We start from the raw sequence: 16914 nt of genomic DNA, 5'->3' as shown, positions 1-16914 counted from the left end.
CGCAACTTACCTGATCGAAGCGGGAGCCAGTGCGCGTGAAAGGCTGGCTTCGCCCTTGCCGTAGACGGAGGCGTTGTAGTTGAGCAGCGTGTCGGTACGAGCCGTGTTCAGCAACTGGTTGGTGATCTGTGTCGGCGTTGCCGTGGTGAATTTGCTGCCAACGATCGCCGCGTAGCCGGAAATGATCGGCGCCGCGAACGAGGTGCCGTAAAGGCCCGTCTTGCTGCCGGTGACACCCACGACAAGGAAATGGCTCTGCACGAGCGGGTTGGAGCCGGCGTAGTTGGAGTAGGAGGCAAGCTGGGCCTTGCTGGTCGTCGTGCCGTTGGTGGAGAGCGCGCCGACGAAGATCGCCGAGGCTTTGCCGACCAGCGCGAGGTTGAGGTAATCCTGCTGGCCGTTCTTGATGCCGCCGACGGCGACCGCATCGTTGCCGGCGGCCTTCGAGACGACGGCCGACCCCTTGGTGGCATAGGAGATGATCGAGGCTTCCTCCGGCGCCCAGCCGATCTGGCTGGTGCTGTAACCCGCCCTGGCGTACATGCCGTAGCTCAGATTGAGCACGTTCAGGCCCGCCGCCAGCGCAACCGACGAGCCCGTCGAGAAGTCCTTCGACCGGATGGCTGCCAGGGGCGCAACCATGCTGGCTTCCTGGCGGGTCCATTCGCCGTGCCGCTGGTTTTGCGTGCCGAGGCCGAAATTGCCGGAGAAGCGCGACGTGCTGCTGAAATCGTCGACGATGGTGATGGTGACGCCACTGCCCTTGTAGCCGGCCGCCCATGCGGCGCCGACCTCGGGGCTCATCCAGCTCTGCACCGTCGCTTGCGTCGTCGGCGTGGCCGGGATCGTGGCGCTCACGCAAATCGACCCTGCGCCGTGGCAGAGCGCGGCGGTCTGGTCGGCGTCGAGAGCTTCCTGCGCCGAAGCGATCGGCGCCGAGAAGATGGCAAGCGCGGCGGCGAGGCCGAATTTCCAGTGGTTGGCTGACATGCTCTTACTCCAGTCGAACAGGAACCAGGATGGACGATTGTGAACTTCGAGGCGGGTCAACCTGCTCATGTCAGCCTCCAAGGTCAGAAAGTAACACGGTAATTCAGCCAGAGACGCATGGTCTCCGGTTTAGCGTTAACCAGATATTTCAGGGTTTGCTCAGGTGCCATCTCGGTGGCCGCGAGCCGGCAGTTGACGCTGTAGGTGCCCAGGTCCCCATAGTCGGCCACGCACGGCTTTTCGGTGAGGTTGCCGCCGATCGTCGAGGTCAGCGAGAAGGACAGGGTGCTGCTCGCACTCGGGTGCATCTGAGTGAGGAAGCCGAGCTTGAAGCTGGGCTCGATGCTGTACTTCTCGGCGCTTTCTCCGGTGCCGAAACCCCACAGGATTCCGGTGTCTTCAGTCAGCTGGGTGAGAAAGTCGACGTGGAGGTCGACCCAGGTGGCGTGATACCACCGGTTGAACGATACCCACGATCCGCTCTGCAACTCATAGCCGCCGTCGCCGAGGCCTCTGGCCCGGTCACTGAGCTGCGAGCCCTGGTGCATGTCGACAAGCGACGTCGTCATCTCCTGCCCGGACGCCGGAGGCGCGCCAAGGAAGGCGGACAGCAGCAGCGCTGTCCAACGGAAACTACCTCGATTGCCGGACCTTTCGCGCATGCGCGAAAACACCTCGCCCCACCGTTTCCGGATCAGCGCCTGGTGGCGACGGGCTTCTCTGGCTGCCCCTGTATCCGGATTATCTCCCCGATGGTGGCACGACTACCGTTACCGCCGGGTTATCCAAGCAGGTGCGAATATAAGTATTTGATTGAAAATATTTGCGCTCTTCGGCAGCCGTGGCCGGAAGTGGGGCGGGATGCCGTCGGATCCGGCATCCCCTTCGCCTGCTTGTTGGCCGGATCGCGCAAGATCCGTGATCTGCTCCGGCCGGAAGCCGTTACGCGGCGTCACGCACCTTCTGGATACGCGAGCGGATCGCCTCGATCATCGTCTCGCGAATGGTCGTTTCGCCATGCGTCTCGCGCATGTGCTCGACGGCACGGCGCATCACCTCGGCCTCTTCTTCGGCGCGTGTATGCCACTCACAGCCCGGCACGAGCGATCCGCAGTGGAATTCCTTCATCGGATTCTCCTTTCCTCCTTGGAGCGCCGACCGACATCCGATCCGGCACTCTGATGCGCGCACGATCCTTTTTCGAACATCCCTTTCGTCGAAAACCTGGGGGCCTTCGGGTCGTGTACTGGCGAGCAACCATAACACGGCTCGCTGGCTTTGGTTGCCGCAAGAGCCGAAAAAGGCGGAGCATTGCTGCTCCGCCCCTCTTACGCTACCTCGGAGCAAGACCGGAAATAGCCCTGTCTTGCTCCTGCGAGCAGGCCGTCACTTCATGATCTTGACTGCCTCGGCAACCTTGTTCTTGCCGCTCATGTCCCAGGAAACGCGGACCTTCTCGCCAGCCTGCAAGCCAGGATCCTTGAAGGCCTTGGACAGCGTAAAGGTGGATCCATCATCCAGAACGAGGCTCATGGCCGTTCCATCGAAGCTCTTCACCGTGCCAGTGGTGTGTTTGACCGCCGCGAAGGCGGCGCCACCAGAGGCGAGAAGAGCAGCGGTTGCTGCCGTCACAATAAGCTTGCGCATGGCATGTTCTCCTGGAAAATGCGGGCACCCTGAGAGCGAGATGAAATCTCGCTCCGGGGAAGGCGCCCACTCGATCAAAGGCCGTCCGGTCACGTCGGGTCGCGGCTCACGGGAGAGAAGAGCCGCCGGCGTTTCCCGGCCCGGAAACGACAAATAGCCCTGATTTTTCAAATGCCTATTAGACGAAAAAGATAATCCGGTCGCCACATTGCGCGCCCAGATTCGGCGAATGGGACGCCATTGCGGCTCACGTCCCGCTCACCGATATTTTACGGCCATCTTACCTCAGGCGGCAGGCTGGAGAGGATCGAGACGACATTGCCGCCGGTCTTCAGCCCGAAGATGGTGCCGCGATCGTGAAGCAAGTTGAATTCGGCGTAGCGGCCGCGCCGGACGAGCTGTTCGTCGCGGTCGCCATCGGTCCAGTTGTCGTTGAAATTGGACCGGACCAGATGCGCGTAGACGACGAGAAAGGAGCGACCGACATCCTGGACGAAGTTGAAATCGGCGTCCCAGCCGCCCGCGTCGTCGCCAGAATGCAGCCAGTCGAAGAAGATGCCGCCGATGCCGCGTGGCTCATTGCGGTGCGGCAGATAGAAATACTCGTCGCACCAGTCCTTGAATTTGGCGTAGTCGGCGACGCCGGCGTTCTTCTCGCAGGCAAACCGCATGGCGCGGTGGAAGGAGAGTGTATCGGGATCGTCCTGGACGCGGCGTCGGTCGAGCACCGGCGTCAGGTCGGCGCCGCCGCCGAACCACTGGCGCGAGGTGACGACCATGCGCGTGTTCATGTGCACGGCCGGCACGTTGGGGTTCCATGGGTGCGCGATCAGCGAGATGCCGCTTGCCCAGAAGCGCGGATCCTCCTCTGCGCCCGGCATCTGCTTCCTGAACTCGGGCGAGAACTCGCCATGGACGGTCGAGGTGTGGACGCCGACCTTCTCGAAGACACGGCCGTGCATCATCGACATGGTGCCGCCGCCGCCCTTGCCTTCGTCTCGCTGCCAGGGCGTCTTCTCGAAGCGGCCGGGCGACCACGAGGCCAGAGGCCCCTCCAGATCCTGCTCGATCTGCTCGAATGCGGCGCAGATGCGCTCGCGCAATGCTTCGAACCACAGGCGCGCCTTCACCTTCTTCTCTTCGATGTCGGCCGGCAGGCCCACCGGTATTTCAGGTCGTTCCAAAATCAGGTCTCCAGTCGCGGACGATAAAGGACTCGTCTTTTCCGGGCGCGATCCCTAATCTCTTAGGGGCAAGGGTCAAGTCCCGTCTGACCACGGTGCAAGGAGTTCCTTCGTGCGCACCCCGGCAAGACCGCCGCTGGATGGCTTGAAGAAGAGGCTCGACCGTTCGCGCGCCGAGCGCGAGCGCATGCCGCGCGACGGCTTCCTGCGCGAGACCTTCGTCCTGCCGCGCTCGGACGCCCGCCTCAAGGCCAAGGAATGGTTCGAGCGCTTTCCCAAGCAGGCCTACTGGACCGAGATCGAAAGCTGGTTCGAACGGCCGGGCGATGTCATCGAATTCACGATAAGGCGGCTGCCGGCGGCGGATTGAGCGGCGTCACACGAGAACAGATCGCGCAATTTCGGCGAATCCAGAATCAGGTTTTCGCCAAGCAGTTTGCCGAATTTTTCCGGGCCCATTTTCCGCGCCTCATCGAAACTCAAGGAGATATAGAGCGTTGGTGTGCCGCCGGAATCGATCCGATAGATCGCGATCAACTGTGTCTCTTCCTCAGCTTGAACTAGATGTCCCAGCACAGCGGATTCCTTCCGTACCTGTCATTAATTCGCATCGCTTCCGCTCAGGAGGCTATCAGGCGCCTCGCGCCAGTGCCCTCCCGCGCCAGCCGGTCTTCCTTGTTCCTGAGCGGGCATTTGTCGATCGACATGCAGCCGCAGCCGATGCAGTCGCTCAGGCCGTCGCGCAGCTTCTTCAACTGGGCGATCTTGTGGTCGAGCCCGTCGCGCCAAGCCGTTGAAAGCAGATTCCAATCCTCGCGCGTCGGGGTGCGGCCCTCGGGCAGGGATTGAAGCGCCGCGGCGATCTCGGAGAGCGAGATGCCGACCTCCTGGGCGACCCGGATGATCGCCACGCGCCGCAGCACGTCGCGGCCGTAGCGCCGCTGGTTGCCGGCCGTGCGGTGGCTGCGGATCAGCCCGCGCGTCTCGTAGAAGTGCAGCGCCGATACGGCGACGCCGCTGCGCATGGCCACCTGGCCGACCGTCAATTCCGTTGCTGGAGCCATCTGCCACTTTCCGCTTGACCTCAAGTTAAGTTGAGCTTGTAGCGAAGAAATCCTGATCGGGCAAATGCAGGAGAAGGCGATGTGCGCCTGGACGAAACTGACTGGAGAAACCACGGCCCTCGGTGACGGCAGGGACGGCGGATCGCGGATCCTATGCGAGCTGGCGGATCGCTTCGCCAGCGACCATGGCGACGGACAGCGCGACATTGATGCTGCGCGCGCCCGGCCGCATCGGGATGGTCAGGCGCGCATCCGCAGCGTCACGGACCGGATCCGGCACGCCTGCGGATTCGCGACCGAAAAGCAGAATGTCTCCATCGGCAAAGGCAAAGTCCGTATAGGCGGCAGCGGCTTTGGTGGTGAGCAGCACCAGCCGACGCGCGTCGCCCGCCCGCCATTGCTCGAAGGCGTTCCAGTCGACATGCCGGGTCAGATCGGCCATTTCGAGGTAGTCCATGCCGGCCCGTTTCAGCGCCCGGTCGGAGAGCGGGAAGCCGGCCGGCTCGATGATGTCGACGCCAAGGCCGAGACAGGCGGCGAAGCGCAGGATCGTTCCGGTGTTGCCGGCGATGTCAGGCTGGTAGAGCGCGATGCGGAGACGGCCGTTCATTTCCGCGTCTTTCTAATAAGTGGCAGATCGGCCACAGAGATTTCCAGGTTTCGCAGATTGCTGGACTGGCGGGTGGTCATTTTCTGCGAAGTCGAGTATACGCCTCTCATTGTCAACCCGAACCGATGGAGGGGGAACTCATGATGACCATGCACAACCAGCGCCCCTCCTGGCGCCTTATGCGCTCCGCGGCGGTTTCGGTACGACGATTCTCCTGACTCTCTAAGACTTGATCGCACCGATTCCCGCCGAACCCAGTTTTCGGTTCTCGAAGGAATCCTGCGATGTTTTTCAAACGCCCAAAGGGGCCCGGCGCCCCACCTGACCGTGTCCTGACTGACGCCTGCCGTCATGTCCGGAGCGACGCTGCGCGCACCGAAGTACTCGGCCGCTTCGGCCGAATGCCGGAAGTCGATGTTGCGTCACCCTTTTTATCGCATTTGCACATGGAGGATGGACCGATGTTCGATCCCTACAAAATACCCGGCTCCAGAAGCCTGCACGAGCGCAGGATGGCGACCTGGGCGCTGCTGGTCGGCGAGACCTACTCGTCGGCAGTGCACGCCGAGACGCGCCGGCGTCCGCATCGAGGCATGCTGCCGGACGTCGACTTCTCGCGCGCCGTGCCTGACCACAGCCGGCCTTCGCTGGTGCGCCGCATCATCAGGCTGATCCGGCCCGGCGCGAAAGGCCGGGCAGGCGCCAGCTTTTCGCCCGGAAACTCCGGGGCGTCAGGATCGTCGGCTGAGCCTGTCGGCGAAAAGCCCGCGACACCCTATATTGCGCGAAGCAGGGCCGGCGATGCAGATGATTCTGCATCGCCGGCCCGCGACGCTGCGCGGTCGAGCAAGCTTGTCCATCAATCCCGCGCCGCGTGAGCGCATAGACAGTCGAGTGCCTGCAATGTTCCGCTGGTTTGAAAACAAGCTCGATCCGTTCCCGGCCGCGGAGCCGGTCGAACCGCCGAAGACGCTGGTCGCCTTCTGCGTGCATTACACGCGCGGCGCCTGGCCCTACATCATCCTCGACGCGCTCCTGGTGACGGCGATTGCCGTCGCCGAAGTGTGGATGTTCGGCTTTATGGGCCGCATCGTCGACTGGCTCTCGGGGCAGAATCGCGAGACTTTCCTGCAGACCGAGAGCTGGAAGCTCGCTGGCATGGCTTTCGTCGTGCTGTTCGCGCTGCCGGGCACCGTGTGGTTCCACTCGCTTCTCAACCAGCAGACGCTGATGGGCAACTACCCCATGCGCATCCGCTGGCAGGTGCATCGCTACCTCTTGAAGCAGTCGATGGCCTTCTATCAGGACGAGTTCGCCGGCCGCATCGCCACCAAGCTGATGCAGACGGCGCTCGCCGTGCGCGAATGCGTCATCAAGCTCATCGACGTGCTCAACTACGTCATCGTCTACTTCCTCGGCATGCTGTTCATCGTCGGTTCGGCCGACTGGCGGCTGGCGACGCCGCTCGCGATCTGGCTGGTCGGCTATGTCGGGCTGCTGCGCTACTTCATCCCGCGGCTCGGCAAGGTCGGCGAGGAGCAGGCCAATGCGCGTTCGACCATGACCGGCCGCGTCGTCGACAGCTACAGCAACATCCAGACGGTCAAGCTGTTTTCCCATGCGCGGCGCGAGGCCAGCTTCGCGAAGGAGGGCATGTCAGGCTTCCTCGAGACGGTCTACCGCTCGATGCGGCTGGTGACGGTGCTCTACGGCCTGCTCTATATCCTCAACGCGCTGCTGCTGTTTTCCGTCACCGCGCTGTCGCTGTGGCTGTGGCTCGGCCAGGCGGTGACGATCGGCGCCGTCGCCGTGGTCATCGGCCTCGTGCTGCGCATGTGGGGCATGTCGCAGTGGATCATGTGGGAGATGTCCGGCCTGTTCGAGAACATCGGCACGGTGCAGGACGGCATCCAGTCGATCTCGCTGCCGCGCCTGGTGGAGGACCGGCCGGGCGCGAAGAACATCGCCGTCACACGCGGCGAAATCCGCTTCGACGACATCCGCTTCCACTACGGCAAGCAGAAGGGCGTCATCGAGAACCTGTCGCTGACGGTGAAGCCGGGCGAGAAGGTCGGCATCGTCGGCCGCTCGGGCGCCGGCAAGTCGACGCTGGTCAATCTGCTGCTGCGCTTCTACGACCTCGAAGCCGGCCAGATCCTGATCGACGGCCAGGAGATCGCGTCGGTGAGGCAGGACTCGCTGCGTGCGCAGATCGGCATGGTGACGCAGGACACCTCGCTGCTGCACCGCTCGGTGCGCGAGAACATCCTCTATGGCCGGCCGGATGCCACCGATGAGATGCTGCTCGAGGCGGCCGGGCGGGCAGAGGCGCTGGATTTCATAGGCGGGCTGATCGACGCCAACGGCCGCACCGGGTTCGATGCCCATGTCGGCGACCGCGGCGTCAAACTGTCGGGCGGACAGCGGCAGCGCATCGCCATTGCCCGCGTCATGCTGAAGGACGCGCCGATCCTCATCCTCGACGAGGCGACGTCGGCGCTCGATTCCGAGGCCGAGGCGGCGATCCAGGAGAACCTCTACAGGCTGATGCAGGGCAAGACCGTCATCGCCATCGCGCATCGGCTGTCGACCATCGCCGCGATGGACAGGCTCGTCGTCATGGATATAGGCCGCGTCATCGAGGAAGGTTCGCATGACGACCTCGTCGCCAAGGGCGGGCTCTATGCGCAGCTCTGGCAGCGCCAGTCGGGCGGCTTCCTGCTCGACGAGGCGCCGGCCGAGGCCGCCAACGACATCGGGGCCAAGGGTCAAGCTGCAGAATGATGGCCACCGCATGATGACAGCCGTCTATCGCTGGTTCGAGCGCTGGGTCTATCCGTTCCGCGAGCCGGCGAACCTTCGGCCACCCACCGGTGTCGGCGGCTTCCTCTGGCACTATGTCGGACAGGCGAAGCTCGCCTTCTTCACAATGCTGGTCATTGGCGGCATTGCACCGCTGGTCGAGACCGGGCTGTTCTATTTCGTCGGGCGGCTGGTCGACATCCTCGACCAGTTGCCCGGCGAGCGCAGCTGGCATGCGCTGTGGATCGCCGCCGGTCCCGAGCTCCTGTTCATGGGCGCGGTGGTGCTGATCATCCGCACGCTGGTCGTCGGGCTCTCGGCACTGGTCGACGAGCAGACGATCACGCCCGGCTTCTACAATCTGGTGCGCTGGCAGGCGCATCGCCATGTCTCGCGCCAGTCCTACGCCTTCTTCCAGAACGACTTCGCCGGCCGCATCGCCACCAAGGTCTGGCAGGCGGGGCAGGCCACCGGCGACCTGATGGAGAGCTTCATCGAGGTCATCTGGTTCATGATCGTCTATACGGTGACGACGCTGGCGCTGGTCGCCGGCCTCGATCTCAGGCTGGCGGTGCTTGTGGTGCTCTGGATCGCCGCCTTCGGGTTTCTGGCCAAGCGCTATCTGCCGGCGATCCGCAGGCACGCCGAGGCGACCGCCGAGGCCGGCTCGATGATCAATGGCCGAATCGTCGATTCCTACTCCAACGTGCAGACGCTGAAGCTGTTTTCGGCCGATGGCGACGATCGCTACATCCGGAGCGGTTTCGACATCTATCTGGACGCCCTGCGCCCGTTCACCCGCCGGCTGACCGGCGTGCGCATGGCGCTGACGACGCTGTCGGGCGTCATGATCACCGCCATCGCCAGCTTTGCCATCTATCTATGGCTCGAAGGCTCGATCACCGTCGGCGCCGTTGCCTTCACGCTTTCGCTCGTCCTGCGGCTCAACATGCTGCTCGGCCGGGTGATGATGCAGCTCAACGGCATCCTGAGGAATCTCGGCGTGCTGGAGAACTCCAAGGCGCTGATCTCGCAGCCGCTCGGCCTCACCGACGCGCCGGACGCCAAGGAATTGATCGTGGCCGGCGGCCGCATCGATGTGAAGAACGTGACTTTCCACTACGGCAAGGGAGCGGGCGTGCTCGACGGCATCGACCTCGTCGTCAGGCCCGGCGAGAAGGTCGGACTGGTCGGCCCATCGGGAGCCGGCAAGACGACGCTGGCCAACCTGATCCTGCGCCTCTACGACCTCGAGGGCGGCAAGATCCTGATCGACGGCCAGGATATCGCGCAGGTGACGCAGAATTCGCTGCGCGCCAATATCGGCGTGGTCAGTCAGGACACGGCCTTGTTCCACCGCTCGCTGCGCGACAACATCAAGCTCGGCATGCCGGGCGCGACCGAGACGCAAGTGATCGCGGCGGCGCGGAAAGCCGAGGCGCATGAGTTCATCATAGGCCTGCGCGACAATCGCGAGCGCACCGGCTACGACGCCTATGTCGGCGAACGCGGCGTGAAGCTGTCCGGCGGCCAGCGCCAGCGTGTGGCAATCGCCCGCGTCTTCCTCAAGGATGCGCCGATCCTGATCCTGGACGAGGCGACCTCGGCGCTCGATTCCGACATCGAGGCGGCGATCCAGGAGAACCTGGCGCGGCTGATGGAAAACAAGACCGTGATTGCCATCGCGCACCGGCTGTCGACCATCGCGGCGCTCGACCGGCTGGTGGTGCTCGACGGCGGGCGGATTATCGAACAGGGCACGCATGACGAACTGGTGGCGCTGGACGGGCTTTACGCGCGGCTGTGGAAACGGCAGTCCGGCGGCTTCCTGTTCAACGAGGAAAGCGTGCTGGAAGAGACGCGGCCGGCGGAGTAGGAAGAGCAATGTCGGTTCGCATGCCTTCGAATTTCGGACCCGCGGGCGCGCAGGAGAGCGCGCTCGACCTGCTCGGCCACGAGATCCTCGCCGAAAAGGCGGCGGCGCTCGGCCGCGCCGGCCAGCGCGTCGAGGCGACGCTGGCCAGACTGCGCGAGAACGGCGACGACGAGGAGCGGCGGCCGCGACTGCTCAAGGACGCCGCCGAGGCCGTGCATGCCTATTTCATCCAGCGCGAGCTCTGCGGGTTGCGCAAGCACGATGCGGTGATCCGCGAATACAACATACCGAGGGCAGTCCTGGTCAGGCTCGGCGCGAAATAGACGCTGCCTTCGGGTCTCTTGCCGTACCGGGGATCTACTCCAGCCACTCGGTGACGAAGCTGCCGTTCTCGTGGATATCTATGGTCTCCAGCGGGCCGGGGCCGAGATTGGTGAATTTGTGCGCCGTGTTGGGCGGCACGATCACGATCTGGCCGGCGAATGCCTCGATCTCCCGGTCGCCGACCGTGAACAGGCCGCTGCCCTGGCGGACGATGAAGATCTCCGCGTAGGGATGCCGGTGCAGGCGCGGACCGCCGCCCGTTCCGGGCAGATAATTGAAGATCAGGCAGGAGTTGGAGCCCCAGGCGCCGCATTCGAGCTCGCCTTGCCAACGGTCGGGCATCCTGGCCCATTTGTCGCGGTCGATGACGTGCGCCATGAGGGCAGAATAGACCGAGCCGGCGCCGACTGTCGAGGCAAAGGCGTGGCAATGATCGCCGTTGTTTTTGCGGTCGTTTCGGGCTGTTTGGCGACCCTTCGGCGCAGCGCCGTCCGGCATCGGATTTTACCCCCGCGACAATCTGACCTTGTGCCTTCACCCGACTGGACAAAAACGGGCTTCACGCATAAACCGAACTCCAAATGCCGGAGGAATTCGCTAGCCTGTTCGCCATGCGCTGTCGGGCCGGCGCGATTGAGCGGGGACAAGGCTCGGCCGCCGGCACGGAAGAGGCGAAAGGATCAGGCACCCGTGAGCGCAACCGATACCCACGATCCCAACCGTCGTGATTTCCTCTATGTCGCCACCGGCACGGCCGCCGTTGTCGGCGCGGGGGCCGTCGCATGGCCGTTCATCGACCAGATGCGCCCGGACGCCTCGACGCTGGCACTGGCCTCGGTCGAAGTGGACGTCTCGTCGCTGACGCCGGGAACCTCGCTGATCGTGAAGTGGCGCGGCAAGCCGGTCGTGGTGCGCAATCGCACCGAGAAGGAGATGAAGGACGGCGAGGCCGTCAATCTCGCCGACCTGAAGGACCCGATCGCCCGCAACGCCAATTTGCCGGCCGACGCTCCGGCGACCGACGCCAACCGCACGACGCCCGGCAAGGAAGCCTGGATGGTCATGGTCCAGGTCTGCACCCATCTCGGCTGCATCCCGCTCGGCCAGGAAGGCGATTTCGGCGGCTGGTTCTGCCCGTGCCACGGCTCGGTGTACGACACCGCCGGCCGCATCCGCAAAGGCCCGGCGCCCGAGAACATGGCGGTGCCGGTATTCAAGTTCATTTCCGATACCAAGATCCTTATCGGTTGAGGCAGGGGATATTTCGATGAGCGAGGGACACTCGACCTATACGCCCAAGACCGGTCTCGGACGCTGGTTCGACGCCCGCATGCCGCTGCCCAGGCTGGTCTATGACAGCTTCGTCGCCTATCCGGTGCCGCGCAACCTCAACTACATGTGGACGTTCGGCGGCATCCTGTCGATCATGCTGGCGTCGCAGATCCTGACCGGCATCGTGCTGGCCATGCACTACACGTCGGACACCACGCTCGCCTTCGATTCGGTCGAGAAGATCATGCGCGACGTGAATTCGGGCTGGCTGCTGCGCTATCTGCATTCCAACGGCGCCTCGTTCTTCTTCGTCGCCGTCTACATCCACATCTTCCGCGGCCTCTATTACGGCTCGTACAAGGCGCCACGCGAGCTGCTGTGGATCCTCGGCTGCATCATCTACCTGCTGATGATGGCGACCGGCTTCATGGGCTATGTGCTGCCCTGGGGACAGATGAGCTTCTGGGGCGCCACCGTCATCACCGGCTTCTTCAGCGCCATTCCGTTGGTCGGCAACTGGATCCAGGAACTGCTGCTCGGCGGCTTTGCCGTCGACAACCCGACGCTGAACCGCTTCTTCGCGCTGCATTACCTGTTGCCGTTCATGATCGCCGGCGTCGTCGTGCTGCATATCTGGGCGCTGCATGTCGTCGGGCAGTCGAACCCGACCGGCATCGAGGTCAAGTCGAAGACCGATACCGTTGCCTTCACGCCTTACGCCACCATCAAGGACGCGTTCGGCATGATCGTGTTCCTGTTCGTCTTCGCCTATTTCGTCTTCTACCTGCCGAACTTCCTTGGCCACCCGGACAACTACACGGTCGCCAACCCGCTGAAGACGCCTGCCCATATCGTGCCGGAATGGTACTTCCTGCCGTTCTACGCGATCCTGCGCGCCATCACCTTCAACATCGGGCCGATCAACTCCAAGCTCGGCGGCGTGCTGTGCATGTTCGGCGCCATCGCCATGCTGTTCCTGGTGCCGTGGCTCGACACGTCCAAGGTGCGCTCGGCGGTCTACCGCCCCTGGTACAAGCTGTTCTTCTGGCTGTTCGTGGCCGACGCCATCCTGCTCGGATGGCTGGGCTCGCAGCCGGCCGAAGGCAGCTATGTGTTCATGGCGCAGATGGCGACACTGTTCTACTTCGCCTTCTTCCTGGTCGCGCTGCCGGTGCTCGGGCTGATCGAGACGCCGCGCAGGCTGCCGAATTCGATCACCGAGGCGGTGCTGGAAAAGAACAAGGGCGGCGGCGGACATCCGGCCGGCGCGAACGCCGCGCCGGAAACCAAGGGCTGAGAATCTAAGGGGATTTGGGTATGAAAAAGATTCTCACCTCGCTGGCTCTGCTTGGCCTGGTGGCCGCGGGCACCTGGATGACAGGTGCAGGCGCCATCGCCGAAGAGGCACATAACGCGGCGGCACCGACGCATTTCCCCATCGACGAGCCGAAGGAAATGAGCTGGAGCTTCGCCGGACCGTTCGGCACCTACGACAAGGCCCAGCTGCAGCGCGGCCTGAAGGTCTATAAGGAAGTCTGCTCGGCCTGCCATTCGATGAACCTGGTTGCCTTCCGCACACTGGAAGGGCTCGGCTATTCGGACGGGCAGGTGAAGACGCTGGCCGCCGAATACACCATCCACGACGGCCCGAACGATGCCGGCGACATGTTCGACCGCCCGGGCAAGCCGTCCGATCACTTCCCGGCGCCGTTCGCGAACGAACAGGCCGCCGCATCGGCCAATGGCGGCGCCGCTCCGCCCGACATGTCGCTGCTCGCCAAGGCGCGCGGCGTCGAGCGCGGCTTCCCGCGCTTCGTCTTCGACATCTTCACCCAGTACGCCCAGGGTGGCCCCGACTACATCCACTCGCTGCTGACCGGCTACGACCAGACGCCGCCGGCCGGCATGGTGATCCCCGAGGGCACGCACTACAACCCGTACTTCCTGTCCGGCGTGTCGCTGAAGATGCCGAAGCCGCTCTCCGACGGCCAGGTGACCTATGACGACGGTTCGCCGCAGACAGTGGACCAGTATTCCCGCGACGTCTCGGCCTTTCTGATGTGGGCTGCCGAGCCGCACCTTGAGGACCGCAAGAAGACCGGCTTCCGCGTGCTGGTGTTCCTGCTCCTGTTCGGCGCGCTGGTCTATCTCACCAAGCGCAAGGTGTGGGCCGACGTCGCCCACTGAGCGACTGCGACCGGAAAAATGCGAGGGCGCCGAAGGGCGCCCTTTTCTTTTCGGCCGCTAGCCGGCAAAACTGTACGGCAACGGATCAACCGCCCATGAAATCCTCTCTCGAAGAAACGCTGCTCGCGGCCATCCGCACCATTCCGGATTATCCGAAGCCGGGCATATTGTTCCGCGATATCACCACCCTGCTCGGCAATGCGCGCGCTTTCCGCCGCGCCATCGACGAGCTGGTGCATCCCTATGTCGGACTGAAGGTCGACAAGATCGCCGGCATCGAGGCGCGCGGCTTCATCCTCGGCGGCGCCGTCGCGCACCAGCTTTCGGCCGGCTTCGTGCCGATCCGCAAGAAGGGCAAGCTGCCCTATGAGACGGTGCGCGTCGCCTACAGCCTGGAATACGGGCTGGACGAGATGGAGATGCACAAGGACGGCGTTTCGCCCGGTGAGAAGGTGATACTCGTCGACGACCTGATCGCCACCGGCGGCACCGCCGAGGCTGCGGTGAAGCTGCTCAGGCAAATCGGCGCCGACATCGTCGCCGGCTGCTTCGTCATCGACCTGCCTGACCTCGGCGGGCGCGAGAAGCTCGAAGCGCTCGGCGTGCCGGTGAGGACGCTGATCGGCTTCGAGGGGCATTAGCACTTCTCCCTCGCCCCGTTTACGGGGAGAGGGACGCGCAGCGAGCAACGCGAGCGGAGCCAGGGTGAGGGGCAAGCGCGGCGGTCGAGTTTGAGACACCTGCGCCGGTGCCGCCCCTCATCCGCCCTTCGGGCACCTTCTCCCCGTAAACGGGGAGAAGGAAGAGGCTACTCCACCTTCACCAGCACCGCGCTGTCGAACTCGATGACCTTGTCGCCGGTCGAATCGAAGGCTTCGCAGCGCAGCGTCAGCAGGTTCCAGCCGGGGCGCGCGGCAAGTGGCCGGTGGGCGAGCGCGGTGCGCGTGAAGGTCACGGTCTCGCCGGCATAGACCGGCTTCAGCCATTTCAGGTTGCGGAAACCGGGCGAGGGGCCGAATTCGGGCTGCTGGCCGGGGCCCGTCCAGCGCACGCCCTCGGTCTCCATGCGCTTTTCGAGATTGTACTTCATCCAGGTGGCGGCGGTGTGCCAACCGGAGGCGCACAAGCCGCCGAGCACGCTCTTCTTCGCGGCCTCCTCATCGACATGGAAGACCTGCGGGTCGTATTTGCGGGCGAAGGCCTTGATCTCGTCGGGCTCGAATTTGTGCGAGCCCAGCGTGACGGTGTGGCCGATCAGGAAGAACTCGTCGAGCGTCACGCCGCGGCCTCCCGGGTCAGGAACATGCCGGTGTTCTCGAGCTCGAAGACGCTCTCGCCGCGCTGGTTGAAGAGTTCGCTGCGCATGGTGACGAGGCCGAGCTGAGGCCGCGATTTGGACTGGCGCTTGGCAAGGACGGTCACCGTCCCGCTGAGCGTATCGCCGGCGAGCACCGGCTTCTTCCATTTGACGTGTTCGATGCCGGGCGATCCCTGCGAAGTCGAGTCGAGCAAAAAGGCATCGCACAGCATGCGCATGAACATCGCACAGGTGTGCCAGCCCGAAGCCGACAGGCCGCCGAGGATGCTCGCCTTGCCGGCCGCCTCGTCGAGGTGCATCGGCTGGGCATCGAATTCGCTGGCGAATTCGATGATCTCGGCGGCGTATACGTGCTTCACACCGAGGTCGAGCGAGGCGCCCTCGACGAAATCCTCATAGGCCCAGGTCTTTGCGGTCATGGTCCGGATCCGGTTGACGAACGCGCGATCCCGTTAGGATCGGCACCCCGGATGCCGGCCAACAGGCGTTTGGTCAAGTCATTTCTGGTGAGCCAGCCGCGCGTATCCCGGACCGTCAGGTGTTGAACTTGAACAGCATCACGTCGCCGTCCTGGACGACATATTCCTTGCCTTCATCGCGGGCCTTGCCGGCCTCCTTGGCCGCAACTTCGCCGCCGAGGGTGACGAAGTCGTTGTAGGCGATGGTCTGGGCGCGGATGAAGCCACGCTCGAAATCGGTGTGGATGACGCCGGCGGCCTGCGGGGCCTTGTCGCCCTTGTGAATGGTCCAGGCGCGCGTCTCCTTCGGCCCGGCGGTGAAATAGGTGATGAGATGCAAAAGGTCGTAGCCGGCGCGGATCACCTTGTTGAGACCCGGTTCGTCGAGGCCAAGCGAGGCGAGGAACTCCATCTCCTCGTCGTCGGAAAGCTGGGCAACCTCGGCTTCGATCGCCGCCGAGATGACGACAGTGCCGGCGCCCTGCGCAGCGGCCATCTTTTCCACGGCCCTGGAGTGCTCGTTGCCGGTCGCGGCATCGGCTTCCGCGACGTTGCAGACGTAGAGAACCGGGTGTGAGGTGAGCAGGTTGAGCCCCTGCAGGATGCGCAGATCCTCCGCCGCTATGCCCTTCAACAGGATGCGGGTCGGCTTGCCGGCCTGCAGCAGTTCGAGCGCCGCCTCCATCATCGGCAGCACGCTCATCGCTTCCTTGTCCTTGCCGGCGGCGCGCTTGCGGAACTGGACGATGCGGCGCTCGAGGCTTTCGAGGTCGGCGAGCATCAGCTCGGTCTCGACCGTCTCGGCATCGGCGACGGGGTCGATGCGTCCCTCAACATGGGTGATGTCGTCGTCCTCGAAGCAGCGCAGCACATGGACGATGGCGTCGACCTCGCGGATGTTGGCGAGGAACTGGTTGCCCAGCCCTTCGCCCTTGGAGGCGCCGCGCACCAGGCCGGCGATGTCGACGAAGGAGATGCGCGTCGGGATGATCTCCTTCGACTTGGCGATCGAGGCGATCTTCTGCAGGCGGGAGTCCGGCACTGCGACCTCGCCGGTGTTGGGCTCGATGGTGCAGAACGGATAGTTGGCGGCCTGCGCCGCCGCCGTCCTGGTCAGCGCGTTGAAGAGCGTCGACTTGCCGACATTAGGCAAGCCGACGATGCCGCATTTGAAACCCATTT

At 64.1% G+C, this 16914-nt stretch carries 20 protein-coding genes; 9 read left to right on the top strand and 11 right to left on the bottom strand.

Going from position 1 to position 16914, the window contains the following annotated elements:
* Positions 1-6 precede the first annotated feature (6 nt).
* The 5 genes from EN786_RS01420 to hemF all read right to left on the bottom strand — a co-directional run bounded on the left by EN786_RS01420 (position 7) and on the right by hemF (position 3821).
* Positions 7-1059, bottom strand: a complete 1053-nt coding sequence (locus EN786_RS01420) for a S8 family serine peptidase (RefSeq protein WP_245478176.1) — start codon at positions 1057-1059, stop codon at positions 7-9.
* Positions 1060-1073: 14 nt separating this feature from the next.
* Positions 1074-1652 carry a hypothetical protein gene (locus EN786_RS01415; RefSeq protein ID WP_127282807.1) on the bottom strand — a complete coding sequence of 193 codons (579 nt, stop codon included), beginning with the start codon at positions 1650-1652 and terminating at the stop codon, positions 1074-1076.
* Positions 1653-1932: 280 nt separating this feature from the next.
* Positions 1933-2118, bottom strand: a complete 186-nt coding sequence (locus EN786_RS01410; protein ID WP_126058661.1) for a DUF1059 domain-containing protein — start codon at positions 2116-2118, stop codon at positions 1933-1935.
* A 258-nt stretch (positions 2119-2376) separates the two neighbouring features.
* Positions 2377-2808, bottom strand: coding sequence for a DUF1344 domain-containing protein (locus EN786_RS38480; protein WP_245478177.1), 432 nt, complete (start codon positions 2806-2808; stop codon positions 2377-2379).
* A gap of 98 nt (positions 2809-2906) precedes the next feature.
* Complete coding sequence (hemF, locus tag EN786_RS01400; protein ID WP_127282808.1) at positions 2907-3821, bottom strand: oxygen-dependent coproporphyrinogen oxidase; 915 nt, start codon at positions 3819-3821, stop codon at positions 2907-2909.
* A 112-nt stretch (positions 3822-3933) separates the two neighbouring features.
* Here hemF and EN786_RS01395 point away from each other — a divergent pair, with 112 nt between their 5' ends.
* Positions 3934-4191, top strand: coding sequence for a hypothetical protein (locus tag EN786_RS01395; protein WP_006202578.1), 258 nt, complete (start codon positions 3934-3936; stop codon positions 4189-4191).
* Positions 4192-4441: 250 nt separating this feature from the next.
* Here the strand turns inward: EN786_RS01395 and soxR are convergent, their stop codons facing one another.
* Complete coding sequence (soxR, locus tag EN786_RS01390) at positions 4442-4885, bottom strand: redox-sensitive transcriptional activator SoxR (RefSeq protein ID WP_127282809.1); 444 nt, start codon at positions 4883-4885, stop codon at positions 4442-4444.
* A gap of 151 nt (positions 4886-5036) precedes the next feature.
* Positions 5037-5495 carry a tRNA (cytidine(34)-2'-O)-methyltransferase gene (locus EN786_RS01385; protein WP_127282810.1) on the bottom strand — a complete coding sequence of 153 codons (459 nt, stop codon included), beginning with the start codon at positions 5493-5495 and terminating at the stop codon, positions 5037-5039.
* A 461-nt stretch (positions 5496-5956) separates the two neighbouring features.
* Here EN786_RS01385 and EN786_RS01380 point away from each other — a divergent pair, with 461 nt between their 5' ends.
* The 4 genes from EN786_RS01380 to EN786_RS01365 are packed head-to-tail and all read left to right on the top strand — an operon-like array spanning position 5957 to position 10496.
* The gene (locus EN786_RS01380; RefSeq protein ID WP_245478178.1) at positions 5957-6373 is read left to right on the top strand and encodes a hypothetical protein; all 417 of its coding nucleotides are present in this window, start codon (positions 5957-5959) and stop codon (positions 6371-6373) included.
* 25 nt (positions 6374-6398) lie between these two features.
* Positions 6399-8279, top strand: a complete 1881-nt coding sequence (locus EN786_RS01375) for an ABC transporter ATP-binding protein (RefSeq protein WP_127282812.1) — start codon at positions 6399-6401, stop codon at positions 8277-8279.
* Positions 8280-8289: 10 nt separating this feature from the next.
* Entirely contained in the window at positions 8290-10173 is a 1884-nt protein-coding gene (locus EN786_RS01370; RefSeq protein WP_127282813.1) for an ABC transporter ATP-binding protein, read from the top strand.
* An 8-nt stretch (positions 10174-10181) separates the two neighbouring features.
* A complete protein-coding gene (locus tag EN786_RS01365; protein WP_127282814.1) occupies positions 10182-10496 on the top strand; it encodes a DUF6665 family protein in 315 nt (104 codons plus the stop codon).
* Positions 10497-10530: 34 nt separating this feature from the next.
* Here EN786_RS01365 and EN786_RS01360 read toward each other — a convergent pair whose 3' ends face one another.
* Positions 10531-10875, bottom strand: coding sequence for a cupin domain-containing protein (locus EN786_RS01360; RefSeq protein WP_127282833.1), 345 nt, complete (start codon positions 10873-10875; stop codon positions 10531-10533).
* Positions 10876-11187: 312 nt separating this feature from the next.
* Here EN786_RS01360 and petA point away from each other — a divergent pair, with 312 nt between their 5' ends.
* The 4 genes from petA (at position 11188) to EN786_RS01340 (ending at position 14597) form a co-directional block, all read left to right on the top strand.
* On the top strand, positions 11188-11748 hold the full coding sequence (petA, locus tag EN786_RS01355) for a ubiquinol-cytochrome c reductase iron-sulfur subunit (protein WP_127282815.1): 561 nt from the start codon (positions 11188-11190) through the stop codon (positions 11746-11748).
* 16 nt (positions 11749-11764) lie between these two features.
* Positions 11765-13066 carry a cytochrome b N-terminal domain-containing protein gene (locus tag EN786_RS01350; RefSeq protein WP_127282816.1) on the top strand — a complete coding sequence of 434 codons (1302 nt, stop codon included), beginning with the start codon at positions 11765-11767 and terminating at the stop codon, positions 13064-13066.
* Between the two features lie 20 nt (positions 13067-13086).
* Positions 13087-13956: a cytochrome c1 gene (locus tag EN786_RS01345; protein WP_127282817.1), complete on the top strand. Its 870-nt coding sequence runs from the start codon at positions 13087-13089 to the stop codon at positions 13954-13956.
* Positions 13957-14051: 95 nt separating this feature from the next.
* Entirely contained in the window at positions 14052-14597 is a 546-nt protein-coding gene (locus EN786_RS01340) for an adenine phosphoribosyltransferase (RefSeq protein WP_127282818.1), read from the top strand.
* Positions 14598-14764: 167 nt separating this feature from the next.
* On the opposite strand, the gene EN786_RS01335 is transcribed toward EN786_RS01340, so the two are convergent.
* From EN786_RS01335 to ychF, 3 genes are all read right to left on the bottom strand, one after another.
* Entirely contained in the window at positions 14765-15235 is a 471-nt protein-coding gene (locus EN786_RS01335; protein WP_127282819.1) for a MaoC family dehydratase, read from the bottom strand.
* Positions 15232-15693 carry a MaoC family dehydratase gene (locus EN786_RS01330; RefSeq protein WP_127282820.1) on the bottom strand — a complete coding sequence of 154 codons (462 nt, stop codon included), beginning with the start codon at positions 15691-15693 and terminating at the stop codon, positions 15232-15234. The genes EN786_RS01335 and EN786_RS01330 overlap by 4 nt, the downstream gene beginning before the upstream one ends.
* Before the next feature lie 115 nt (positions 15694-15808).
* Positions 15809-16912, bottom strand: a complete 1104-nt coding sequence (gene ychF, locus EN786_RS01325; RefSeq protein ID WP_127282821.1) for a redox-regulated ATPase YchF — start codon at positions 16910-16912, stop codon at positions 15809-15811.
* Positions 16913-16914 lie beyond the last annotated feature (2 nt).

The organism is Mesorhizobium sp. M4B.F.Ca.ET.143.01.1.1 (genome assembly GCF_004792275.1).
Taxonomy (GTDB): domain Bacteria; phylum Pseudomonadota; class Alphaproteobacteria; order Rhizobiales; family Rhizobiaceae; genus Mesorhizobium; species Mesorhizobium abyssinicae.
The sequence above is the reverse complement of the archived record's forward strand: the minus strand, read 5'-3'. Positions and strand labels throughout refer to the sequence as shown.